Origin of the sequence: Paenibacillus sp. 32352 (genome assembly GCF_002042965.1) — a bacterium.
Taxonomy (GTDB): domain Bacteria; phylum Bacillota; class Bacilli; order Paenibacillales; family NBRC-103111; genus Paenibacillus_S; species Paenibacillus_S vulneris.
Genome location: NZ_MZNT01000015.1, coordinates 184,950 through 206,813 on the forward strand (window position 1 = coordinate 184,950; position 21,864 = coordinate 206,813).

The 21,864-nt window shown below is 48.9% G+C and carries 25 protein-coding genes and 1 pseudogene; 2 read left to right on the plus strand and 24 right to left on the minus strand.

Annotated elements, in window-relative coordinates; translation table 11 throughout:
* Nucleotides 1-69: 69 nt before the first annotated feature.
* From B1728_RS29145 to B1728_RS29170, 6 genes and pseudogenes are all read right to left on the minus strand, one after another.
* The gene (locus tag B1728_RS29145; RefSeq protein ID WP_079913931.1) at nucleotides 70-711 is read right to left on the minus strand and encodes a GGDEF domain-containing protein; all 642 of its coding nucleotides are present in this window, start codon (nucleotides 709-711) and stop codon (nucleotides 70-72) included.
* A gap of 10 nt (nucleotides 712-721) precedes the next feature.
* Nucleotides 722-1,028, minus strand: a pseudogene (locus B1728_RS29150) (response regulator).
* A 187-nt stretch (nucleotides 1,029-1,215) separates the two neighbouring features.
* Nucleotides 1,216-3,540 carry a VirB4-like conjugal transfer ATPase, CD1110 family gene (locus B1728_RS29155; protein ID WP_079913932.1) on the minus strand — a complete coding sequence of 775 codons (2,325 nt, stop codon included), beginning with the start codon at nucleotides 3,538-3,540 and terminating at the stop codon, nucleotides 1,216-1,218.
* Entirely contained in the window at nucleotides 3,533-3,898 is a 366-nt protein-coding gene (locus B1728_RS29160; protein WP_079913933.1) for a PrgI family protein, read from the minus strand. Before B1728_RS29160 ends, B1728_RS29155 begins: the two co-directional genes overlap by 8 nt.
* A 34-nt stretch (nucleotides 3,899-3,932) precedes the next feature.
* Complete coding sequence (locus tag B1728_RS29165) at nucleotides 3,933-4,289, minus strand: hypothetical protein (protein ID WP_079913934.1); 357 nt, start codon at nucleotides 4,287-4,289, stop codon at nucleotides 3,933-3,935.
* 26 nt (nucleotides 4,290-4,315) lie between these two features.
* Nucleotides 4,316-4,501: a hypothetical protein gene (locus B1728_RS29170; RefSeq protein WP_079913935.1), complete on the minus strand. Its 186-nt coding sequence runs from the start codon at nucleotides 4,499-4,501 to the stop codon at nucleotides 4,316-4,318.
* A gap of 166 nt (nucleotides 4,502-4,667) precedes the next feature.
* On the opposite strand from B1728_RS29170, the gene B1728_RS29175 reads away from it, so the two are divergent.
* Nucleotides 4,668-5,006, plus strand: a complete 339-nt coding sequence (locus B1728_RS29175) for a helix-turn-helix domain-containing protein (protein ID WP_256865556.1) — start codon at nucleotides 4,668-4,670, stop codon at nucleotides 5,004-5,006.
* A gap of 33 nt (nucleotides 5,007-5,039) precedes the next feature.
* Here B1728_RS29175 and B1728_RS29180 read toward each other — a convergent pair whose 3' ends face one another.
* The 15 genes from B1728_RS29180 to B1728_RS29250 form a co-directional block, all read right to left on the minus strand.
* Complete coding sequence (locus B1728_RS29180) at nucleotides 5,040-5,879, minus strand: VirB6/TrbL-like conjugal transfer protein, CD1112 family (protein ID WP_079913936.1); 840 nt, start codon at nucleotides 5,877-5,879, stop codon at nucleotides 5,040-5,042.
* A gap of 66 nt (nucleotides 5,880-5,945) precedes the next feature.
* Nucleotides 5,946-6,245 carry a glutamyl-tRNA amidotransferase gene (locus tag B1728_RS29185; protein ID WP_079913937.1) on the minus strand — a complete coding sequence of 100 codons (300 nt, stop codon included), beginning with the start codon at nucleotides 6,243-6,245 and terminating at the stop codon, nucleotides 5,946-5,948.
* 6 nt (nucleotides 6,246-6,251) lie between these two features.
* A complete protein-coding gene (locus B1728_RS29190) occupies nucleotides 6,252-8,021 on the minus strand; it encodes a VirD4-like conjugal transfer protein, CD1115 family (RefSeq protein ID WP_079913938.1) in 1,770 nt (589 codons plus the stop codon).
* The gene (locus B1728_RS29195; protein WP_079913939.1) at nucleotides 8,008-8,199 is read right to left on the minus strand and encodes a hypothetical protein; all 192 of its coding nucleotides are present in this window, start codon (nucleotides 8,197-8,199) and stop codon (nucleotides 8,008-8,010) included. Before B1728_RS29195 ends, B1728_RS29190 begins: the two co-directional genes overlap by 14 nt.
* A 47-nt stretch (nucleotides 8,200-8,246) precedes the next feature.
* Entirely contained in the window at nucleotides 8,247-9,152 is a 906-nt protein-coding gene (locus B1728_RS29200) for an ArdC-like ssDNA-binding domain-containing protein (protein WP_079913940.1), read from the minus strand.
* Nucleotides 9,149-10,045, minus strand: a complete 897-nt coding sequence (locus B1728_RS29205) for a PcfB family protein (protein ID WP_079913941.1) — start codon at nucleotides 10,043-10,045, stop codon at nucleotides 9,149-9,151. Before B1728_RS29205 ends, B1728_RS29200 begins: the two co-directional genes overlap by 4 nt.
* Complete coding sequence (locus tag B1728_RS29210) at nucleotides 9,954-11,375, minus strand: relaxase/mobilization nuclease domain-containing protein (protein ID WP_079913942.1); 1,422 nt, start codon at nucleotides 11,373-11,375, stop codon at nucleotides 9,954-9,956. The genes B1728_RS29205 and B1728_RS29210 overlap by 92 nt, the downstream gene beginning before the upstream one ends.
* A gap of 31 nt (nucleotides 11,376-11,406) precedes the next feature.
* Complete coding sequence (locus B1728_RS29215; RefSeq protein ID WP_079913943.1) at nucleotides 11,407-11,751, minus strand: plasmid mobilization protein; 345 nt, start codon at nucleotides 11,749-11,751, stop codon at nucleotides 11,407-11,409.
* A 279-nt stretch (nucleotides 11,752-12,030) separates the two neighbouring features.
* Nucleotides 12,031-12,348 (minus strand): type II toxin-antitoxin system RelE/ParE family toxin, encoded by a 318-nt coding sequence (locus tag B1728_RS29220; RefSeq protein WP_079913944.1) that lies wholly within the window; start codon nucleotides 12,346-12,348, stop codon nucleotides 12,031-12,033.
* Complete coding sequence (locus tag B1728_RS29225; protein WP_079913945.1) at nucleotides 12,326-12,616, minus strand: type II toxin-antitoxin system Phd/YefM family antitoxin; 291 nt, start codon at nucleotides 12,614-12,616, stop codon at nucleotides 12,326-12,328. Before B1728_RS29225 ends, B1728_RS29220 begins: the two co-directional genes overlap by 23 nt.
* 164 nt (nucleotides 12,617-12,780) lie before the next feature.
* Complete coding sequence (locus B1728_RS29230; RefSeq protein WP_079913946.1) at nucleotides 12,781-13,731, minus strand: DUF3991 and TOPRIM domain-containing protein; 951 nt, start codon at nucleotides 13,729-13,731, stop codon at nucleotides 12,781-12,783.
* Nucleotides 13,732-13,780: 49 nt separating this feature from the next.
* Entirely contained in the window at nucleotides 13,781-14,065 is a 285-nt protein-coding gene (locus B1728_RS29235; RefSeq protein WP_079913947.1) for a hypothetical protein, read from the minus strand.
* A gap of 249 nt (nucleotides 14,066-14,314) precedes the next feature.
* The gene (locus B1728_RS29240) at nucleotides 14,315-15,322 is read right to left on the minus strand and encodes an HD-GYP domain-containing protein (protein ID WP_256865557.1); all 1,008 of its coding nucleotides are present in this window, start codon (nucleotides 15,320-15,322) and stop codon (nucleotides 14,315-14,317) included.
* Between the two features lie 8 nt (nucleotides 15,323-15,330).
* The gene (locus B1728_RS29245; protein WP_079913948.1) at nucleotides 15,331-17,190 is read right to left on the minus strand and encodes a flagellar assembly protein A; all 1,860 of its coding nucleotides are present in this window, start codon (nucleotides 17,188-17,190) and stop codon (nucleotides 15,331-15,333) included.
* A gap of 30 nt (nucleotides 17,191-17,220) precedes the next feature.
* Nucleotides 17,221-17,580, minus strand: coding sequence for a response regulator (locus tag B1728_RS29250; RefSeq protein ID WP_179136251.1), 360 nt, complete (start codon nucleotides 17,578-17,580; stop codon nucleotides 17,221-17,223).
* Nucleotides 17,581-17,959: 379 nt separating this feature from the next.
* Between B1728_RS29250 and B1728_RS29255 the strand changes: the two genes are divergently transcribed.
* Nucleotides 17,960-18,199, plus strand: a complete 240-nt coding sequence (locus tag B1728_RS29255; RefSeq protein WP_079913950.1) for a helix-turn-helix domain-containing protein — start codon at nucleotides 17,960-17,962, stop codon at nucleotides 18,197-18,199.
* 140 nt (nucleotides 18,200-18,339) lie between these two features.
* Here B1728_RS29255 and B1728_RS29260 read toward each other — a convergent pair whose 3' ends face one another.
* From B1728_RS29260 to B1728_RS29270, 3 genes are all read right to left on the minus strand, one after another.
* Nucleotides 18,340-18,618, minus strand: coding sequence for a hypothetical protein (locus B1728_RS29260; protein WP_079913951.1), 279 nt, complete (start codon nucleotides 18,616-18,618; stop codon nucleotides 18,340-18,342).
* Between the two features lie 425 nt (nucleotides 18,619-19,043).
* Nucleotides 19,044-19,940 carry a hypothetical protein gene (locus B1728_RS29265; protein ID WP_256865558.1) on the minus strand — a complete coding sequence of 299 codons (897 nt, stop codon included), beginning with the start codon at nucleotides 19,938-19,940 and terminating at the stop codon, nucleotides 19,044-19,046.
* Between the two features lie 83 nt (nucleotides 19,941-20,023).
* Nucleotides 20,024-21,847 carry a recombinase family protein gene (locus B1728_RS29270; protein ID WP_079913952.1) on the minus strand — a complete coding sequence of 608 codons (1,824 nt, stop codon included), beginning with the start codon at nucleotides 21,845-21,847 and terminating at the stop codon, nucleotides 20,024-20,026.
* Between the last annotated feature and the right edge of the window lie 17 nt (nucleotides 21,848-21,864).

Below are 21,864 nucleotides of genomic sequence, written 5' to 3' on the forward strand. Positions count from 1 at the left end.
TTCAGAAACGGATTAACGTAAAATGACTTTGTTCAAATTGTCAGGCCTTGCCTGTGATGCCCATGTTAATCATCTGGGCGGCTTGCATTTTTGCTCGTACATTCTCTTGTCCGCCAATCTCAGGAGTTCGCCAAGATCGGCGCTCTCATCGGGACAAACCGCATAACCTGCATAAAGATATACGTGCGTCTTCAACTCCTCAAGTGATATGGACAGCGCATTGCCATGACGTCTCCGAAGCGCTCTGGCTCCTTCTTCGTCGGTGTATGGCACATTGACTATAAATTCATCGCCTCCCCACCTTGCAACATAGTCGTATTTGCCCGCTGCTTTTGCCAGCATGCTTGAAAGTTGACAAAGTACACGATCTCCGGTTACGTGAGAGTACGTGTCGTTAATATTCTTGAAGTTGTCTACGTCCACATAGAACACGAGCAGTTGTTTTCTCAACCTTTGAGACCGGCGAACCAGCCTGGGGAAAACGCGCTGAATGAACCCGCGATTATACGCCCCGGTCAGGTCGTCTCTTTGCAAGAGCCGCAACAACGCATCGAATCGCTTGCCGCATAGGTATCCCAACGGCAAAAAGACCGCAAGCGACATGGCCACGGCCTTATCCACTGCCTCGTAAGCATGCTTAATATAAATGAGCAGAACTGCGCCAAGAGAGAGAACGAAAACGACACCCGTAACGCGCCCGATCTTGTACATAAATCTCCGGCTACTTCAACGCTTTGGCCAGCGTCTCCAGAACTTTCTCCCGTTGAAACGGCTTGACGATAAAATCCGCGGCTCCTGACGTAATCGCATCGACAACCCGATCTTTTTGCCCCATTGCGGAGCAAATGATGATTCCGGGGCATCGTAATATCCATCGTGACAAGTTCGGTTTTGTGCTGCCTGAAAAATTGCACAGCCTCTTTTCCATTCTCCGCTTCCGCTACCACTTCATAGCCGTTATTCGTTATGATCTCTCTCAGCATCATTCTCATGAACGCCGTATCGTCCACAATCATAATTTTGGCCATGACAACCTCCGCTTGCCCATGCTCTCAAAGGCCTATGATTCCAAACCTATTATACTCGAAATTGGAACATATTTCATAGTCCGCCGTATTAAGAATCAGTTCATCGTATTTTTGTCGATATCATAATTATTCATCGACAAGAAGGGGCTGACCTCACCTGAGTCCAGCCCCTTCTGGCCACTTCCTTCTATTCACCAGGCTTCGTCGTCATCAGGCGATACAGCTTCGTATGCCGCGGAAACTTGTCGGTAAACGGCACAAGGGAGCTGCCGACTTTCATCAAGCCATTCCCGGCGTCAACATTGGTAATATAAGAGAGTTGCAGTTCCGAAATATTTAGCAGTTCGGCTAGCTCTTTCCGGTCGGTGCTGGCCTGATTCAGCATGACGATAAATTCACTGTTTGCCAGCATGGTGCGGGCCGTATGGCTTTGCAGTAAATCGTCCACATTTTGCGTAATGCCCGTACAAAAAGCGCCATACTTTCGGACGCGCTTCCAAAGCGTGAACAGAAAGTTGGCGCTGTATTCATGCTGGAACAAAAGATAGATTTCGTCGATAATGATAAACGTATTTTTGCCTTTTGCCCGGTTTTGCGTAATCCGATTCAGGATGCTGTCCAGGACGACCAGCATGCCGATCGGAAGAAGCTGTTTGCCCAGGTCGAGAATGTCGTAGCAGATGAGCCGGTTATGGACATTGACATTGGTCGGTTTGGCGAACGTGTTCAGGCTGCCGGAAGTAAACAGTTCGATCGCCAGCGCAATGTCCTGCGCTTCCGGCTCCGATTGCTTGAGCAGTTCCGCGCGAAAGTCTTGAAGCGTCGGCGGCTGCCCCTTATAGTTGCTCTGCAAATACTTCCTGTACACGCTGGCGGTGCAGCGGTCAATAAGCGACTTTTCCTTGGCTCCCAACTGGTAACCGCCAATCAATTGCTCGCAAAGCGAGAGGACGAATTCCGATTTGAGAATAATCGGATTGGCTCCGTCGCCATACTGCCTGTTCATATCCATCGCATTGATATGGTTGGACGAAGTGGCGGATATATGAATCGTCTCGCCGCCCAATGCGTCCACCAGCGCGGAGTATTCCCGTTCCGGGTCGATCAGGATAATATCGTCGTCGCTGGCCAGCATCTGGTTGACGATTTCCCGTTTCGCGGTAAAGCTTTTGCCGGAACCGGATACGCCGAGGATAAAGCTGTTTCCGTTTAGTAATTGCTTGCGGTTGGCAATAATCATGTTTTTACTGATCACATTTTGTCCGTAGTAAATGCCGCCCGGATGCACGATTTCCTGCGCCCGGAACGGAATAAAGACAGCCGTGCTTTCCGTCGTTAACGTCCGCAAAGCGTGAACCTTCCGCAAGCCGTAGGGCAGCGCCGTATTCAAACCGTCCATTTGCTGGTAGGTCAGCGTGGAAAACTGGCACAAATGCTTGCGGGCGGTGGTGAGCAGCGCCTCCGTATCGCTGTCGAGCTGCTCCTTACTGTCCGCGATGTGGACCATCGTCAGCAGGCCGAACATCATCCGCTGGTCGCGGGTGGTCAGGTCGTTTAGAAATTCTTTGCTCTCTTTGCGTTGCTGCTCCATATCGTAAGGGACCACGGCGGAAAAATTGTTGTTCCGGTTTTGTCGCCTCTGCCAGTTGGTGATGTTCGTCTCCACGCCGAGCAAACGGCTCTCTACCTCGCGAACGGCCTCGTCGGTCGGAATCGGGATGATATCCAGCGACAACAGCAAATTCCGATTCAGATCGCAAAGCTCGGACACCATACTATCCTTTATATAGCTGGCGTATTCCCGCAGAAAGATGACGCGGCCAAAAAAGCTGCCCATCCGAAAATGATCCTTCTCAAACTCGAATGTATCTGGGCAAATGAAGTCCTTGAAATCATGCCCCTTGCGCATCGTTTCGGACAAGTGGAAACGAAAATCCGCTTCTTCGCCGATCCGAAAGAAATCATGGAAAATGCGCAGACGGTCGGTTGCATCCAGTTCGATACATTTGGAACCGAGACGGGAAAAATGCGACATCAATTCGGTTCCGACCCTCGCGAAATATTGACGGGCTTCCTCCACATTTTTCTTAACCACAGAAATGGTAACGTACTTTTCCTGAATCGTGCCGTTCGCGCCGATGGCCTTTGCGAGCAACATCTCGTTGTACTCTTGCCGGTACAAATCGAGAGGGTCCTCCCGAAGCGGAATCAGAATCGAGCTTTCAAAATCGGCCCGATTGAACCGCCGGTTATGGATTGTAATTTTCGTGGTCGCTCCGCTGTCAAAGGAATTGAGCAATTCGGAATAAGACAAAAACATCGCTTCCTTGTCCTCCCTGGACGCTACGGCATAGTTGATATCCTCGAATCGATACGATTTGGAAAATTTGTTGGCGACAAAAAAAATCCCGTCCGGCCAGAGGGCGCGAATCGGGATGACTTGCTGAACGCCTTTCGGGATGACAAATCGTTCCTTGTCCTGCTTAATGATGCGTCTGAGCGTTTTAATCACGGCGCATCATCCTTTCCTGCTCATGATGCTGCATGCTCTTTTTCAGCGCTTCAACGTAGATGTTGGTCGAATAGAAGACGAATCGCCTTGGCAACAGAAATTCCGATTTCACATACGCCCAAAGCAACTGCTCGGCCGTCATGCCGTGATAGTTGATGAAACCCAAGGCTGTGCAAGGCGCTGCCCCCAAAATGCACATCCAACTGAGCGTTTCCAAACCAAAGCGGCCGCGCAGTCCAAAATAAAGTCCGATCGCCACGCCGACAGCCAGTACAGAAAAAAAGAACTGCCGCAAAGACAGTCCAAAGAATAAGCTTTCGGTATAATCCCGGATTTCCCGGTTGATTTTCACTTCCATTTGAAATCCTCCCATAAACGATGCTCACTATGGTCTACAACTCGCCCTCAGCTTCCGTTTGAACCGATGTCGGCTCTGTCTTTTTTGATCTTGCCAACAACTCATCGCCGGATGGAAGGGGATCGGCCAATAGCGCAAATACAAGCTGAGCGCCGTCTCGCATGCCTTGCAAATATATCCATTCATTCATGATCGCCTGCTTAAAATGAAGCTTATCCTCCCATTCCGTATACTCCGGCATGCGTCCAATGTCCATACCAGCGAACAAAACTTGAAATGCCTTGCTTTCTTCAGCACGAAAACGGCTCAGATCAGGATGATATTCAATTCGAGCAGAAACATCATCCAATCGGCTTTGAATAGCTTGCCGAAACCACGCTGGAAATTCCATCGCCTTCTTCCTCCCATGTGCCCCTTTTACCGTACCCGCTGCTTTCGCTGAACTTTCAGGTCATAATAGCGAGCCACTAGCTGATCGACCTTTTGACTCTGTTCCTGAAACGCTTGGCTGTCGGATAAAGAAATCGATTGTTCCATTAACTTTTCCCCAAACGTATTCAGCTTTCCTCGCTCCTCCTCCAGTTCTCTTAACAAATCGTCCATTCATACATCCTCCCGTTCTTCCCTGTGAGGGCAGCTATTTATGAAAAATTTATGGTGTATGTTAAAAAACTACTTTTATCGTAATTTCAAACCTCATTTATGTCAATTGTATACTCCTCCATAATAGGAGTTATAAATTCTTAACCCAATGGATATAGGTGATAAAATGATGGGTGTTTACGATAAAAAGAAGGTGGGGCAACGCATTCGGAAGCAACGAGAGGCTTTGGAAATTTCTCGTGAGCAATTGGCTGAACGGATTGGACGAGTCCCGAGATTCTGTGCCGACATTGAACGAGGTAAAGCCGGTATGTCCATTGAAACCATGCTCAACATCTGCAATTTGCTCAAACTTTCTCCTAACGAACTGCTCTTGGAGCATGAAGCAAAGGTTACGCCGAGCGATGAAACGGAATTGATTGTAGCCGCCCTTCGTCATTGTACAGAGAAACAACGCAAGGACGCATTGGCTCTTTTAAGGCTGTTTCTTACCGCAATTCGTTAATGCAAGACTCAATCTCAGCAACGGAAGCGCGTTTCACAGCCCCATCATCTCCCTCACCACCCGGTCCGCCATTTTGACCGTCCCCACAAGCACCAGCATGTTGAAAATCAACTCGCCAATGTACGTCCACACCATCGTAACCGCTCCTGCGCCTTCATCGACCGCCGGGGGAGCGGAGGCAAAGGCAGAGTAGATGATACAAGCGAGTACGATAATCGCTCCCTCCAGACAAGCAGCCGCATACCCTTTGAGAAACGATTTGCCGATATTTTGGCTTGGCTCCCCGGCAAAGGCGGAAAGCGGAACGGGAGCGATGGCTGTATATAAGTAGATGCGAAAAAACCGTCCGTACACCGAGAGGATCATCACAAAAGACAACACCGTGATGAACAGACTGCCCAGAAGGGAGACGACCCACAGCGGAATGCTTTGCCAAAAGCCAACATCTTCAATCGCTTTGGCAATGGTGTTCGGCAAGGTCATGGCCTCCGTCTTTCCGAACCCGGAACGTCCCATCATCGTGGAGATGATTCCCTGAACAATGGTAAACAGCGCCATCATGATCTCCAGCCCGTAGGTGACGACCGCTTTGGCCAGGACGAACCGGATAAACAGCTTGACGGCCATCTCCGGCTTTTTCATTTCGGCAAAACTGCCGGTCGTCTTCACCACGCCAATCACAAAAAACAAGACTAGCAGCGCCAATCCCGTCGCCTGCAACGCGCCATGAATGTCGGTAATGACGCGCCAAACGCCGCCGCCCTTGAAGTCGGCCGGCGACTCGGTGACAAGCTGCCAGATTTCGTTCATTTTCTCGTTCCACGTATCGAGCGCATGTTCGAGATTGTCAATAATCCAACTGTTTTTGGCCATATTCTCACCCCTTTCTGTAAACGGGGAACAGACAAACTGTCCGTTCCCCTCATTTGCGACTCCTGTTTATCCGGCAATCAGGGTAAGAATTTCCTTCGTGAAGGTGATGATAATCCCGCCGGCGAGCGTCAGGAACCCGTTCGCCCGCTGGGAAGGGTCATGAGACTTGAGCGACAATCCGATCTGGACAATGCCGAAGCCGAGGATGATCATGCCGATGGCCCGTATTAAGCCGAATATGAAAGTGGACAAATTATTGACCGTCGTCATCGGATCGCCCTCGGCATAAGCGGTGGAGACGAATACAGTTCCCGTTAAGACCAGCATGATGTACAGCGCCAGCAGCCGTTTCCCTTTGATTTTCAAATTCCATCAATCCCTTCGTAAAAATAGCGACTCCATATCTTCTTCCGACAGAAGCTCATACTCTCCGTTTTCATGAAGCAACACCTTTCGCCAATCCAAAGCGTGTTCCGTGCCGCCATGCTGGAAGGGAGGACCTTTGCCGTCCGTCGTGAGCGCGACATGGGGATGCCTGAGCAAATCGTATTTGTCGTCTTGAACAGGACGCTCGCCGCGAATAAAAAGCAGGGAATAGCGGTTATCGAGAAGACGCACCTCATCGGGCGTCAGCAAGTCTCGGCCGGACAACTGATAGTTGATCGAATAACTGCCGCTGCGGCCCTTGCTTCGACCATATGTGTTCGTGTCGATCGTTTCCTTGCCCAGCAGCTCCGAGACGTATTTGTGGGTGGATTGTTCATTGCCGCCAAGGTACAAAAACACATCGCAGTTCCCCACGATCGATTCCCACGACTCCTTATACAGCGCTTTGAGCTGCGCCAAATTTTGCAGGATGATGGAAACCGAAATCTCGCGGCTGCGCATGGTGGAGAGAAGCTTGTCGAATTCATCGGGCAAGGCGACGTTGGCAAATTCGTCCATCACAAAATGCACGTGTACCGGCAAGCGTCCGCTGTGACGGTAATCGGCCTCGTACATCAGGCATTGGAAAAGCTGGGTGTAGAGCATTCCGACGATGAAGTTGAAACTGCTGTCGTTGTCAGGAATGACGGCAAACAGGGCCGTCTTCTTTTCTCCCATAACAGCCAATTCCATTTCATCGACCAGGCTCATCCCGGCGATCGTATGCAAGTTGAACTTCTCCAGCCGAACGCCAAGGCCGATCAAAATCGATTTGGCCGTTTTGCCTGCCGCCAGCTTGAAGATGTTGTACTGTTTGACCGCCAAATGCTCCGGGTCGCGCATGGCCAGCCGTTCAAACAACTCGTCCAGCGGACTTTGGTAGGTTTCGTCTTCTTCCCGCACCTCGGCGGCGGCGATCATTTCCATCACCATCGGAAAATTCTGTTCCTCCGGCGGCGCTTCATAGAGCAAATACAAAACGAGCGCCTCCAGCAACGCCGTTTCGGACCGTTCCCAGAACGGGTCGTTCGTGTTGCTGCCCTTCGGCGTCGTATTGCGAATCAGGTTGGTGACCAGCTTCAGCACATCCTTGTCGTCCTTCAAATAGGCGAAAGGGTTGTAGCCGTGGGAACGATGCGGATTGATCAGGTCGAGCACTTTGATGTCATATCCTTTGGATTTAAGCAGATGGCCGGTATCCCGCAAGATTTCGCCTTTCGGGTCGAGAACGACGAACGATGTGTTCGCTTGCATGACGTTCGGTTTTGCATAAAACCTTGTTTTGCCGGAGCCGGAACCGCCTACGACAAGCACATTCACATTCCGGCGATGCTTGCGGCCGTCGAGTCCGATGCAAACCTGCTTTGTTAAAATTTTGTTTTGCTCCGGCTGCTTGCTTCGATATTTGGCGCATATGGTTTTCGCCCGGCCCCAACGGGCGCTGCCGTGCTCCTCCCGTCGTCGATAGTTTCGCGGGGAGGCCAAGTAAATACAGACGCCGAGTCCATAGGCCAGCGTAAAAATGAATAGGCAGCGCGGCGTATCGTCTACCCACTGAATGTCGAACGGTTGGTTGATCGCCGCGCTGAGATGCTTCACCATCGCCGGAAGCCCGCTGGAAAGAGAAGGGGCGGTGAGCAAAGCCGTCCAAACGACAGGAATGAAAAAAACCGCAAAGAGTATCAAATGATTCCTTGCGGTTTCAACGCGCCTCATGATGGCTCCGTCGTTTATGTTTTTGATAAGGGGCGTCAATCGTTTTGAGCAACAGTTCATCGACGGCATCGGTGGGGCGCTTCTCGCCGATCAAATCGTTTCGCAGCGCATTCAGCGCATGCACCACAATGCCATGCTCGTAATGATTCAAACAGAGAATCCGTTCTTCCTCCTTCACAAGCGCTCCCTCCTGAACAAAAATTGAGCAAGTCCCGCGCAGCGCTCCTATCTTGCTGGTTCTGTCCGATGATGCTGCCGTTGCTGCGCCAGCATCCGGTTCATCCTGCGGGCCATGTCATGCGCGGCATCCTTCATCACCGTCAGTTCGGCGCGAATGTGCTGCGGCTCCATATCCTTCAGCTTCTCCGGCACTCGATGAAAACGAAAAGAAGACGTGTCTACGCCGAACTGTTTGCAAAGCATGTAAGAGGCGCAGTAAGCATGGAAGGTATTTTCAGAACGGCTGTAAACTCCATCGCCGCGATCCAGTTCCGCATGCGCCAGCTCCTGCGCGAGCGCCCGAAAAATATCTCCCGCATCCATGCCGCGGCGGATGACAATATTCCGCATGTCCGGCTGATAGAGCGCATGCGTTTCCGGCGGCAGCGCATCGCCGATGACGATCGGAACAGGGGCGCGATCCATCAGCGCTTTGATGCGCATCCGGTCGTCCGGATTGGTCAGTTGCTCCCGCTTTGGGTTGGCCGTCGTTTGTGCGATGTCGAACATTTTTTTGAGGTTATAGCTGATGCCGGTGCTGCCGTCTTCCCTCCGGTACTCCTCGCCCGGCTCCAAAATGTAAAAGCCGGTTTCCTTGCGGCGAATAAAGACGCCTTGTTCCTTCCACGAATCGAAATCGCCGATGCGGGTCGCCTCCGGCCGCTGCATGAGAATCAGAAGCGCATTGGATACGCTGTAACGGTCGAAACGGCTTTGCACATCCAGATACCGCTGAAATTCATCGCCGCTTTGCGAGATGGCGGTCGTGGCGGCATCAATCGTCTCGTAGGCCCATTGCCTGAGTTCCTGCTTTTTCTGTGCCCACGCTTCCTTGTCAAAAGGTTGCTCGGATGGATTCGCGGAAGAATGGCCGGATGCTTCCTGCCGGAATAAATCGTCCAGATTGCTCATTTGGCTTTCCCTCGCTTTCGTGTTCCGATTGGTTTGGTTTTGCCCGTCTTCGCTTTTCCATTATTTCGCTCGCTTCGCTTGGGCAGCGACGATTCCTTGACCATCTGACGCCGTTCTTTCTCCGCCTTCCGATTTTCTTCCCGGATCTCGCGCAGCAGTTCGCGGATCGATGGCCGCCGCTGCACTTTCCCGGCTTTCGGTTCAATCATACCCCTTGCGGATGCTTCGTTGCGCCCGGAGGTAGGCTCGGACGGATGGGACGGCTCCGTCGTCGCCATCGCGGGGTTTGGGTTGCCGTTCGCCGGGGAAGCGGGTTGCGTCGATTCGGGTCTCTGCATCAGTTCGTCCAAAAAATCGTCGTTGCTCTTCTCCGCAGAAGTTCCCTTGACTGCCGCTCCTTGTACCTCCGTCTCCTGCCGGGTTTGGTCCGATGCTTGTTGTTGACCCTCCCCAAGCGTTGGATTGTCCTGCTGTTTCCCGGTGCGGGATTTCTCAATTTCACTCTTAATGCTGGTTGTATCCACGGTCGCCAGTTTGAACCGCTCGACGATGCGGTTGATTTTGGACGCGTCCTCGGCCCGCACCATCACATCGCACAAGCCATCGACATTCTTTTTGTCCCGCAGGGCGCAGTACAGGACGCCGTATCGTTTGGCTTCTTTGCAGAACGTGGGCAGGTCCTCGTTTTTGACGGCAAACACTTTCAATTCCTTGCCGCTGCGAAGCAAGCTTTCCAGACGGATGCTGCCCTTCGTCCGCTTCTGCCCCTGCAGGGCGGCAAACAAATAGACGGCCAGATGTTTAGCGCCTTCGCCGGAAATCTTGGCCATCACCTCGATGCCCCGCAGACTCATGTTGACGACCTGATCGGCCGCCTCGGCTCCACTGCTCATGGATGACGTCCTCCCTTCGTAATGGTTGATTTTTCCTGTCGCCATGTAGTTTAGTCATCATTTCACCGGATCGGGCAAGGATGCCCGCACACAGCTTCACCTCCTTTCGAAGCGCGGCAAGCCGCTTGGATAATACGGCTATTTGCGCTTTGCAAGCGTCGATCCGGCCTTCCTCCTTGCAGCGGCGAAGACGGTTGTACAACGCTTTGCGCTCGCTAGAAAGCAGGCGCATCTCCTGTTGGGCAATGGATGCATAGTCCAAAAGCTGCTCTTTGCTGGAAATACGGCGCTGGCATAGCAGTTTGGTCTGAGCGGTAATAACCGCCAAGTGACGCAAGTCTTCCCGCAATAAAAAAGGCGTCCTTCTCACGGACGCGCGTAAATGAGGCCATATGCCCATCTCATATAAATATCGCAGGTACAATGCTTGCAAGCCGCTGAACTTCCTGCCGGATCGAAGCGTTCCTTTGCAAACGGCCCGTCTGCGTCGCGGCATCGGCAAAGGCGGTAATTTCCGGGGAACACGGTTTCGCAAAATGCGTTGCTTCAAAGCATCCTCCGTGTAATCTTCTCCCAGGCTGCGCAAACGAACGAAGCGTTCCTTACCGGGCGGGCGTACCGCCATATGCTTTACCGTCGTCTTCACTTCATAGCCTTGCTTCTGCAACGCGGCGATCAACTGGGTCCAAGTCATCGATGCCGCAATCGCCTGATCCACATCGGTTCGAATCAGCCCTCGCCAAGTCGGTTTGCCATCTCGATCCGCTTTCCATTCCCCGTAGTGTTTGGCTTTGCCCGGCTCGGGTTGCTCGATGACTGACAATGCATGTTCCCGGCATAATCGATCGGATGTTTTCCGCAGTAGGGCGTAGGAGGCTCTGTTGTCGTAGTACCGTTTGCCGTCGATAAAGGAGACGGAGTTTAGTACAAAGTGATTGTGCAAATGCTCTTTGTCCAAATGGGTTGATACGACGACTTCAAAGCGCTCTCCCCAAAGCTCCTGCGCCAGTTTGACACCGATGGTGTGCGCCATTTCCGGCGTCGTTTCGCCTGGTGCAAACGCTTGGTATCCGTGAAACGCGACGATGCCATCCATTTTTTGAAATTGACGCTTGGTGCGCTGCATTTGCTCGTAAGCGGTAAGCGGATCGCAATTGATACCGCTCACATAAAGCTGCCTCTCTGTTTTGACATCCGATACTGCATATGCGAGCGCCTGTTGCAAACCTTCATTCTCGACGCGCCCTAAATCCGTTTTGTCGGGATTGGAAGCATAGTCCAGCACGCGCTTGAGTCGGTCGGTAACGTCCCAGATTGCAGTTGTCGCCATACGCATGCCCCCCTTTACGGCGGATGTACGTTCAGATTCCCGCCGGCTTGGTTCTAGGCTCCGGCGCTGTTACAGCCTGTTGAATGTATTGGACGGCGCGGCGCAATTGATCCGCCTCCTGCTGAAAAGCGGCCCGATCCAGATGCCCGGTTGCGTGCGCCTTCGCCGCCAATTGATTGAGATTATTGCCGATTGCGTGAAGCTCGCGCATCATCGCGTAATAGTCCAGCGGAGGCAACGCCTTGGGAACATAGCCGTTGATGAGCGCACGAATAAACGCTTCCTGAGAAAGCCCCGATTTCTTCACTTGAGATACGAGGTGTTGCCGCTCCTTTTCATTCAGGCGTACTAGAACACGAATGGAACGTTTCCTCATTCGATCACTCCTTTCAAAATTGCTATGTAAAACAATCGTTACCGAGATGAACGAGTTACCTGCAACACATTCGATCATCTAACCGGTGGCATCGAAACGGAGGGGTCTTAGGGGCGAAGCCCCTAACAAGTGAATTTGGCTAGCCAAATTCAGTGCTTGCTGCAACACGAGACAGTCGTCTCGTGTTGCCTTCAAAAGCACCTACCGGGAAAAAGGGAGGACCCCAAAAACACAAAAAAGACGCCGATCCGCTCGGGCGTCTTCCGCAGAACTTTTTTGTTATCGCACCAACCAGCGGTAATCCTGGCGGCAGTCTACTATGAAATCAACATACACGATTTTATCCTGAATCTGATACAACTCCAGATACCATTTTTCCACGAACATCTTGTGATACTTGTTTGACGGGATAAATTCCGCTTCGAGAAAAGGATAACGTTCCGGCATTTGCGCCAAGGAACGTATCGCATGCAGCAATTCGTTTTTCGTTTTTCGCGCCGCATCCGGATTTTTTTCCGCAAGGAATCGCACATGAACCGCTAGCATTTGGCGGGCGCGATCGGAAACGATGATCTTATAACGGGGCATCTTTTCCATGCTGAACCTCGTCAATAATGCCCTCCAGGTAATCGTCCAGTTCATCTGGCGTCACACCAACACGGCCCGCCAAACGATCCTCTTGCACAGCGAGCAGTTCTTCGCGCAGCTTTAACATCTTCTCGCGACGCGAGTACGTCTCAATGTCCATCACGACGAGATCGCCTTCACCGTTCTTGGTCAGATACACCGGTTCCCCGGAAGATTTGCATAGATCGGCGATTTCATTATAGTTTTGCCGGATACTGGCGGAAGGTTTGATAATCATCGTAATCACTCCTTGTATAGCTGTATATTGTTTTTATTATACCTATTACATGCTATGCAATCAATGCGGTTGCGCTTATCCTCAATCTATTCACATCTTATCCACATGCTGTGAAAAATTTCCGTAACCCAAAAGCAAAGGCGTCGACCGTTCAGCGTCGATCGCTATCGAGATGGTTCATCACGTCTTCTTCGGAATTCCATCAATTCGTTGTTTACATCCTTTCCGAACTTAGGCGGCTCATCGGATATGAGAAGGGCTGGAGAGAGGAGTCTTTGTATCGTGGCTGCCGCCAATCGCCCCGGCTCATCATTGTCCAGATGCAGGACAAGTCGATTCACCTGGGGAAAGCACTGCAAGTAATGCATTAGGGCTGACGGGGGAGTAGAGTTCTCCCCATTTGTCCTCGGCCTGTATATTCCGGCCAGCGACAGCTTATGCGCCTCCCGCCAATCCCGGCCGGCGAGATGTTCCAGCGTACAGTAGGATAAAAGATCAATGGCGCTCTCAAACAGATGCAGTTCCGTACTGTTTTCCGAGGCCGAAAGGGAAAACGAATACCGCTTGTCGCTGCCGGCGGCTTCCCCCATATAACGGGTGCTTGTCGTACCGCGTATTGCCGCATAGCGCGGCGTCCCTTCTTGGTCAAAACCGACGAATACCGCGTTGTGATAACGGCGGCTTTCATACAACCTTCCCGTTTCGAAACAGTAGTCGATCACCGAACGGTGGATGCCTCGTTTGCTCAAATAAGCGATGACGCGATGAGAGTTTTCATACGGTTCTGGAAGCTCCAGCCGCGCCGTAGATGTGCGTTGTTGGCATGATTGCGAAACCATAAGAATATTGCCGGGATGAACGCCTTCAATCCGAAGCACCGCATCGGGAAAAGGCATGCCGCGCACTTTGATCAAGTAATCCAGCGCCGAGCGCCCGCCGATTCCCCTTGACCACCAGTACCATTTGCCGTTGGAAATTTTCAAGCTGTCATTTGTTCGGGTGGTATAGACATTGCGGGAGCAACGTACCAGTTCCGCAGGCTCGTACATTTGCAAATACGTGAGCAAATCCAATCTTTTTGCACGTTCGATCTGTTCCTTGTTTACGTAGCTCATTGCCGCAGCCCCTTTTGGAAATCCAGGCAGCGTCCGATGGGTATATTGTTCATCGTGCCTTACCCCGCTTTTTGGGGTACGTATAAGCTCTGCCTTCATTCAACTTCGTAACTCCATTCTTTTTCATGAATGCGTCTAAATCGCCTTCATAAACTTGACTGGTCACCCCGTTTGAGTCGCGGATGTAATAATACGTGTCGCCAAATCCGTTCTTCTCTTTGGATATCAACTCCAATGTTGGCACGGCTTCTCCCTCCTCGATCAAGCCGGTTCCATAACAAAAAGGCGGTAGAATCGGACAAAAGCATCCGCCGCTTGGGATGGCATATAACATGTTCATTCCTCCGGAAATGAGAAAAGGACCCCAAAATCGGAGTCCATTTCGTCATGTGATTTTAACAAGTGACCTATATTCGACCTGTAAATGCTACGCATCGAAGCCACAATTCCCCAAACTACAAAAAAAACTGCCGCGCGATGAAGCGCAACAAGCTTTCTAAAATAATGTATCCGGTTTTAGGTCGAAAAGCACGAAAGATACATCTCTAAATGAACCTATCAAAATAAACTAGTTTCTGTATTATTATTGGATACTGGCAAAGTCCATAATTTTACTTTTAGACAGCCTTAAATCATAATATTTCCCTTGCGATTCAACCAACGGATTGATCAGGTCATCTGGATGGAGCATCACAATTCGAGCCACTTTACCGTCTGACAACAGAACTGAATCTCCAATCATTCTGTTCATCAAGTTAGTAATGAAGCATTGTACGATCACAGGGTTAAACAATCCGAATGCTCTTTGATAAATCTCCTGTAATACTTGGAATAATGGGATTGCTTTCTTATATACCCGCTCTGAAACCATCGTATGAAACACATCGGCAACAGCCACAATCTTACTAAAATATTCTATTTCTTCACTAGACTTCCTATAAGGATAGCCGCTACCATCTTCTCGTTCATGATGTTGTAGGGCAACCAGAGCTTGTTGATCCGTCATGTTTGGGAGTCTAAGAATCATCTCATATCCGTACACCGTATGAAGCTGCATTTCAGCATACTCATCCGAACTTAATTTACCTGCCTTTAGTAAAATCGAGTCAGATATTTTTGTCTTACCTACATCATGTAACAATCCCGCAACAGCAAGGTCATTTAACTCCTTCTCTTTCAGACCTAACCATTTTCCAATAAAATAGGATAGCACCGAAACGCCAATACAATGTCGATACGTATAATTATCTTTCTTTCTTAAACCCAATATTACATTTGAAAAATTATAATTGGAACACAATTCCTGGATCTTTGGCATTACCTTTTGACGAATCATTTGATTTGAAGGCTTCTCGGCGCTATGATTTATCTTTTCGTATATAAATTGAACCTCGGAGATTGTTTCATCTATTATAAATTCGGTAACAAGTTGGGTGTCCTCGTCCAACAAATTAATACCATGTTGATTCAAGAGGTCAAGATTATGGTAACTTAATACACTGTTCTTAGGTAAAAGCAAGCTTCCTTGCCTAGAATAAATATTGGTATTTAATTTTCTTCCAATAAAAGATGTATTGTCTATAGGAATCACCCACTTTCCTAAGCAAGTCGTATGATACTAGTACGATCAAAAGTCATTTCTTCTACTGGCTCAAAGATATCTGTACTATACCGGTCAACAGTTACTCTACCTTCAAACATTTTCTTTACAATAACCTTTTTTGTTGCTTTTAAGATTGTTCCAACTCCAGTGATTCCACCTACATACATCGCAGAAATGGTGTCACCAGCTTCAAGCTTAGAGCCTCTGCATACAGAATTATCTTGGAAGAAGATGATATTACCCGCGGAATAGAGATCACATTGAATAACACCTTCTCTTCGAATCAAAATATCCCCATTTGACTTTAATGTAGAGTTTTGAGCTTGGTTAATATTTATCTGAACTTGTGATTCTTGGCTTAACGCAACTCTCATAAACGCTTCTTTCAATACACGAATGAAATCTTCCATTCTTGGAGCTGACATCACTTCAACGATCTTAGTCGGTAGCAAGAATAACTCCAAATAATCTTTCAATTGCTGCATAGCGTCCTTATTATAAGTCTGAAGACTTGAAATAACGCCAAGCAATTCCTTCACAACTTCCCAAACCTGCTGATACTTGCTCTCAGTTACTAGCAATAATGCTTGTCCATACTTAACTTGTAGTTTCTTTTTACTGATTTCAATCAATAACATCTTTACACTTTCCGCCATTTTTTCAAGGAAGTCCATTAACTGTTTTGAACCGTTATAAAGTCTGTTGTAGAGCATGCCGAAATACCCCGAATAAAGATTACTTCCAATTACATTTCCCTTCACAGCAATACTACCAGTGGCGGTTAAGGTTGAATTATAAACACTTCCGGAGATGTAAATGTTTCCAAGTGACTCAATGATCATGTTGTCCATGACATCGCCATATACAATAACGTCTCCAGCAAAAACGATATTACCTGTCTGCAAATCAACATTACCCGGAACAATGAATGCGGTGTTAATATCGAAATACTTTATCTTATTTCCAGTGACTCGCGGTCTTCCTTCATTCCGAGCAATAACGATATCGTCTGGTGTTATTTCAACATTGTCTTTCCCTGCAATACGAATGTCATGAACCGGATTAGGAAGTAACACATTACCAAAGACATCATACCCCGCCTGACCTTCTACGGGAGGTGTCTTCTTTGCAATCACATCTCCGCTTTTGACAGAAGGAATATTCATGTGATTCTTATAATCCACAAAACCTCTTACCTCTGTAAAGATGTTTTCGATATTTTCCGAAAAGAATATTTCTAAGCGAGCATCTTGACCCAGCACTGGTGCTTTGCCTCTGGCGATAGTCACTGGTCTATATGTAGGTTGAATAATCTCGGTTTGAATAACTGCAACATCAAGATTCATTTTGATATTCATGTTTTCAACTTCAGCGAGAATATCCTGCAAGTTTAGTGTTTCCAAAATAATCGTTGAATCTTCTTCAGCAGTAAGGGTTAAATCTAAAGTTGAGGTACTATCAGATAACACCCATGCATGCCTCTGTGGGCGATGAACAGTCAAATACGCAGCTAACTTATCATCTGAAACTTCAATCTCGAATAATGGCTTTTCTTCAATCTTCCACTCAATAACGCTTTCTGAAGATACTTTAATTCTTTTGTGGATCTCTTGACCATCCACAAATAGGATCACAGGTGAATGGGCTTCGATAGTCGGAATCTTACCCCCATTTGAGGGATTTACGACGATGATTTTACCGTGTTCGACTTTGATGTATCCATCCACTACTTGACCATCTATGTTAATCCCCGTTACTGAAGATGACCCCATCCGTTCACTTTCCGACTCTTGGGAATCTTGGTCGAGTTTCTTCAATAGCTTCAATATTTCTTGCTCACTGATAAAGTCTGACATACGAATCACCTCATCGACAGCAGCTGAGAATTAATTTTCTAGAGCTGCTGTAACTAATCCTAAAAATTCATTGTTGTCGAATGGTTTTGAGAGCACTGCAACATCCTTAGGTATCCTAGTATCATTCCCCAACTCTTCAATGGAGCCTGTGCAAAGCAAGACTTTGACTTCAGGATCATCTTTTGTGATTTCTTCTATAAGCGAAATGCCATCCATGACAGGCATTTGATAATCGACTATCAACAAATCAGGTTTTGTATTGAAATAGGCGTTCAATGCCTCTTGACCGTTCTTCGCTTGTAAAACGACTTCATGACCTGCATCCGTAACTAAGGCTGAAATCAATAATCGAACAGAAGGATTATCGTCTGCGATCATAATTCTCGCCATAGGCATCCCTCCAATAGAAAATAAAAAATCATCAAGAAAGTAATGTTTTAGAGGTTCAACTCACCTTCGGTAACTTGGCGACCATAGAATTGTCTTCCCTAGTCCCAAAATTCTACCCCCTTCTTTTCATAGGGTATCCGTTTCGTTTATGAGAACTATAAAGTTAGTTTTTATATTTACAAAACGAAAACAGCTCAAAATTTGTCAAATCTAAGTGTAGCTTTAACATCACCTAACATAAAAACGACAAGAATCGACGTAATATTTGTATAGTTCAATATTACTACAGATGTTCAGCTAAATAAACCCTTTTTGTAGAGTATACTCTGTAGAAATTACCCCCATACTAACTAAAGATAAAGCTTTAAAGGGGGTAACTATGACAATTGAACTATCGTTTGCTAAAATTCTGAAAACGTTGAGGATTAATAATAAGTTGAGCCAAGAGGAACTTGCCTTTAGAAGTAATCTTGATCGAACTTACATCTCAATGTTGGAAAGAGGTATTCATCAGCCGACCATTTCCACTTTATTTGCCTTGTCAAAAGCTCTAAACATCAAAGCTTCCGTGATGATTCAACTTGTCGAGCTTGAATGTGAAAATAAGAATGAATCATAACAGCAATAATAAACGCATTTGAGTACAGCAAGAAGTTCGAAGATTTGACTCTGCCCCCAGTGTTCCTTAGTAAAAAAATCGCATTGTAGGGAATTGATACCCCGACAATGCGATTTTCTTACTTATACCGGTAGATCGACTTAGATGTTACTGAATTTCCGCAATAATTGCATTCCATCCCTTATACCAGCAAAATATACCCACTCTTTTTCAAGTGTACACCGATGGTTAAAAATGTCCTCCCACTCGAGAAGAAGATCCAAATGGGCTTGTGATAATTCATCCTTAAGCAGCTTTTCTATTTCGTTCTGCCTAAATCGGAATTGTTCAACCTCCATTTGACTTCCAGCTTCCTTAGCAACTTCAATAAAGCGTTGATCAAAAGCTGGTCTTAACCATTCTGGACCTATATGATGCATATTTAACCCTCCTTTCATTCAGAATGTACCGATGTTACAGCGACAGGAGGGGTATCTCAAGTAATTATTGGAACTCTTCTATGTTTACAGTTTACTTTCCAGATTCTTAACTCTCCATCTCCAACAGTACGTTGAACCAAGTTGCATCCAGCAATCCTCACCAATGGAGCTCCAGAGTAGTAATGTTGATGTCATCAGTAGTATGTTGATGTCATCGGTTGATGGTGCAACCCCCAACTCGCCATTATCGAAATATTGCGGAGATGATTTTACTGCCGGAACAATCGTACGTATATCTCCTCGCTAGCGCTTTCAATCTGGTCGAATACGACCTCCATTCGCGATAAATACGTCGATTCCAAATACGTCCCCTTCCTGCTTCCACTATAACAGGAAGCAAGAAAAGGAACGATGGTGTCAAACCGTTATCGCTCACGGCCCATAGCCCGCCGTTCCGGTGCTTCTACTTCTTCGTCCGGCACGCTGTCCACGGCTTCGTTTTCCCGTTTGTCCATGTTGAGTAGCGCATTCAGTTCCGCAAGCCGCGCCGCTTTCGCATGCAACTCCTGCTCCTTCTCGAATGGAGCCGCGATTTGTTCCTTCGCCGTTTCCATTTGCAGACGCAAGGTGGCAAGCTGCTCGCGGGCATGCTCCAGCTTCGCAGGCAAGTCGGACAAGGCATTGTTAATGCGGCTTATGTTACCGCCTGCATCCGCTCCGAGCGTCACCGTATGACCGAGCGCGCCGCGAAGCGTGACATTGTACTCCTTATGGAAGATGTCAAAGGACAGCCACATGGAAAATCCCCGGTAGCTGCCGAATTCCTGCGGATCGGGCGACGTCATGCCCTTGCAAGCGTCCAGCAAAGCCGCGCCCGCTGCCGCCCTCTCCGAGTAGGTGTAATCTTTGACCGTCATGCCGGGGAATTTATCTGCCCCATCCGCCTCGGATGCCAGAGAACGTGTATACAAAGCAACGTCCTGTTCATAGCCGGCAATTCGTTCCTCCGTGGACTTGATTTGCTGCGGCAGCAGCTTGAGCAGCCGGTCCTCCAGCGCATAGCGCTGGCTCAAGTGGTTCGCTTTGAGCAGCTTCAGTTTGGATACCTGGATGTCCAAGTCCATTTTCTCCTTGATGTACGGGTTGCCGGTCGCCAGCGCCTTCACCTCGGCATAGGAGAGCGCCGTCTCGTCAATATCCTCGGCGGAACGCACCGGCGACTTGCTGGTCATGATCTGCGAAATGAAGCGCTGCTTGTTCTCCAGCGTTTGATAAAGGTACGCGTCGAACGTGTTCTCCGTCACATAGCGAAAAATATGCACCTCGCTGTTCTGGTTGCCTTGCCGGATAATGCGCCCGCTGCGCTGCTCCAGATCTGTCGGACGTGCTTTGCGGAAAGTCTATTTCATGCGCCGTTTTGGTGCTTCTTACCGCGTACGCGCCGCTTGCTGCTTTCGATCTCCTGCTGCTTGCGGACAATGGGCCGACACGTCGGGCAGTACTTTGCCACGTTGGAAAGAGGGGAGTAGACTTCTCCGCAGCGCTGGCATGCCTTATCCGGCACAAGGCACCGCCGCGGCGTTACCTCATGGACTCGTGCGGAGTCGAGCGCCCCTACAAACTTGTAGTAAATTCGGATATGCTGCTCATAGCCGCCGCCCTCGACCTTTACCCGCTCAGATACCGTGATGCGATCAATCAGTTCATTCACGATTCTGGCCGTCAGTGTTGTGATTCCCTTGTATTCGCGAATACGTTCCACAAAGGCAGCTATGCCTTTATCGTTGCGTCCCTTGGCAACCAGTTCCGCGTCTATGGTGCTCAGTCGAGCTTCAATATTCATCTGCTCCTGCTCGTACTTCGCTGCCATCAGCCGGTAATTGCGTTCGGTGATTTTCTCCATCACCTTGTCCTCATACAAGGCGGCAAACAGCTTGTCCAGTTCGGCAACCCGCTTGGCCAGCCGCCGCCGTTCCCTGCCGTATTCCCGGGCCTCCTGATCGCTGATCTTGGACAGACGCTGCTGCAATGTTTTAACCGCCTTTTCGTCATTTACAGCCATCCGCGCATATTCGTTAATGTCGGTCATGACGGCGTTCAGCAGGTCGCGCGCCTCAATGGTGTGCGAGGTGCAATGCACGTTGCCGTATCGACCAAAATTGTTGCAGCAGTACTGCACACAGTCGATAATATCCGGGCGCTTGCGCCGGTTTGCGCTGGCCGCTCGCATGGCGTAACCGCAGTCTGCGCATTTCAACACGCCGAGGAACACATTGTCATATCCATACTGGTTTTTTTCTCGCCTTCGACTGGTCATAAGCTGCTGCACTGTATCAAATTCTTTCTGTGTCACAATGCCCTCATGCGTTCCGGGAACGGTCTCCCATTCCTCCGGCAGACGAGAGGGACGCTTCTTGCTTTTCATGCTGATGGTCGGACGCTTGTAGCCTGTTAGATTCCCCGCATACACCGGACTTCTTAAAATGCTCCGAACGCTGTTTTCGCTCCAGATATAACGGTTTTCCTCCGAATCCTTAAAATAGCGCTCGTATCCTTCTCCGTTTTCAGCGGCATACGCGGCCGGGCGCAATATGCGCTGGCTGTTCAGATATTTTCTTATTTTCCCAATCCCGTTGCCCGCCAGTGCAAGGTCAAATATTTTTCGGACGATCGGCGCGGTCTTTTCGTCAATCAGCAGATGATTGTTGTCAGCCGGGTCTTTGATGTACCCATACGGCGCTTTGGTTGCCATGAATTTTCCCTTGTTGAACCGCGCCCGATACGCGGACTTGATCTTAACCGATACGTCGGCAGCGTACATTTCGTTCAAAATATTGCGAAACGGCGTGATGTCCATAGCCGCCCGGTTCAGGGTATCTACACCGTCATTGACGGCAATATACCGGACGTTATGCTCCGGGAAGAACACCTCCAGATACAAGCCGCAGTCCAAATAGTTCCGACCGAGCCGGGAGAGATCTTTGGTAACGACACAATCAATCAGCCCGTTCTCAATGTCTTTCAGCATAGCTTGAAAATCCGGTCGATTGAAGTTTGTACCGCTGTACCCGTCGTCTACATAGATTTTCGCCAGATGCCAGCCCTGCCGCTTCACGTAGTCGGTCAGAATCGCTTTTTGGGTGCCGATACTGGCGCTCTCCGCTTCGTTGCCGTCATCCTTGCTCAAACGGCAATAGACGCCGACATTGTAAATCCTGTCCGTTTTCATCGGTTCCCTCCTCCTTG

Excerpts from the sequence above, each read along its gene's own strand:
- B1728_RS29145 (WP_079913931.1), bottom strand. The coding sequence starts at position 711 with ATGTACAAGATCGGGCGCGTTACGGGTGTCGTTTTCGTTCTCTCTCTT.
- B1728_RS29160 (WP_079913933.1), bottom strand. The coding sequence starts at position 3,898 with ATGGAAGTGAAAATCAACCGGGAAATCCGGGATTATACCGAAAGCTTA.
- B1728_RS29165 (WP_079913934.1), bottom strand. The coding sequence starts at position 4,289 with ATGGAATTTCCAGCGTGGTTTCGGCAAGCTATTCAAAGCCGATTGGAT.
- B1728_RS29170 (WP_079913935.1), bottom strand. The coding sequence starts at position 4,501 with ATGGACGATTTGTTAAGAGAACTGGAGGAGGAGCGAGGAAAGCTGAAT.
- B1728_RS29175 (WP_256865556.1), top strand. The coding sequence starts at position 4,668 with ATGATGGGTGTTTACGATAAAAAGAAGGTGGGGCAACGCATTCGGAAG.
- B1728_RS29180 (WP_079913936.1), bottom strand. The coding sequence starts at position 5,879 with ATGGCCAAAAACAGTTGGATTATTGACAATCTCGAACATGCGCTCGAT.
- B1728_RS29190 (WP_079913938.1), bottom strand. The coding sequence starts at position 8,021 with ATGAGGCGCGTTGAAACCGCAAGGAATCATTTGATACTCTTTGCGGTT.
- B1728_RS29200 (WP_079913940.1), bottom strand. The coding sequence starts at position 9,152 with ATGAGCAATCTGGACGATTTATTCCGGCAGGAAGCATCCGGCCATTCT.
- B1728_RS29205 (WP_079913941.1), bottom strand. The coding sequence starts at position 10,045 with ATGAGCAGTGGAGCCGAGGCGGCCGATCAGGTCGTCAACATGAGTCTG.
- B1728_RS29210 (WP_079913942.1), bottom strand. The coding sequence starts at position 11,375 with ATGGCGACAACTGCAATCTGGGACGTTACCGACCGACTCAAGCGCGTG.
- B1728_RS29215 (WP_079913943.1), bottom strand. The coding sequence starts at position 11,751 with ATGAGGAAACGTTCCATTCGTGTTCTAGTACGCCTGAATGAAAAGGAG.
- B1728_RS29220 (WP_079913944.1), bottom strand. The coding sequence starts at position 12,348 with ATGGAAAAGATGCCCCGTTATAAGATCATCGTTTCCGATCGCGCCCGC.
- B1728_RS29225 (WP_079913945.1), bottom strand. The coding sequence starts at position 12,616 with ATGATTATCAAACCTTCCGCCAGTATCCGGCAAAACTATAATGAAATC.
- B1728_RS29230 (WP_079913946.1), bottom strand. The coding sequence starts at position 13,731 with ATGAGCTACGTAAACAAGGAACAGATCGAACGTGCAAAAAGATTGGAT.
- B1728_RS29235 (WP_079913947.1), bottom strand. The coding sequence starts at position 14,065 with ATGTTATATGCCATCCCAAGCGGCGGATGCTTTTGTCCGATTCTACCG.
- B1728_RS29245 (WP_079913948.1), bottom strand. The coding sequence starts at position 17,190 with ATGTCAGACTTTATCAGTGAGCAAGAAATATTGAAGCTATTGAAGAAA.
- B1728_RS29250 (WP_179136251.1), bottom strand. The coding sequence starts at position 17,580 with ATGGCGAGAATTATGATCGCAGACGATAATCCTTCTGTTCGATTATTG.
- B1728_RS29255 (WP_079913950.1), top strand. The coding sequence starts at position 17,960 with ATGACAATTGAACTATCGTTTGCTAAAATTCTGAAAACGTTGAGGATT.
- B1728_RS29260 (WP_079913951.1), bottom strand. The coding sequence starts at position 18,618 with ATGCATCATATAGGTCCAGAATGGTTAAGACCAGCTTTTGATCAACGC.
- B1728_RS29270 (WP_079913952.1), bottom strand. The coding sequence starts at position 21,847 with ATGAAAACGGACAGGATTTACAATGTCGGCGTCTATTGCCGTTTGAGC.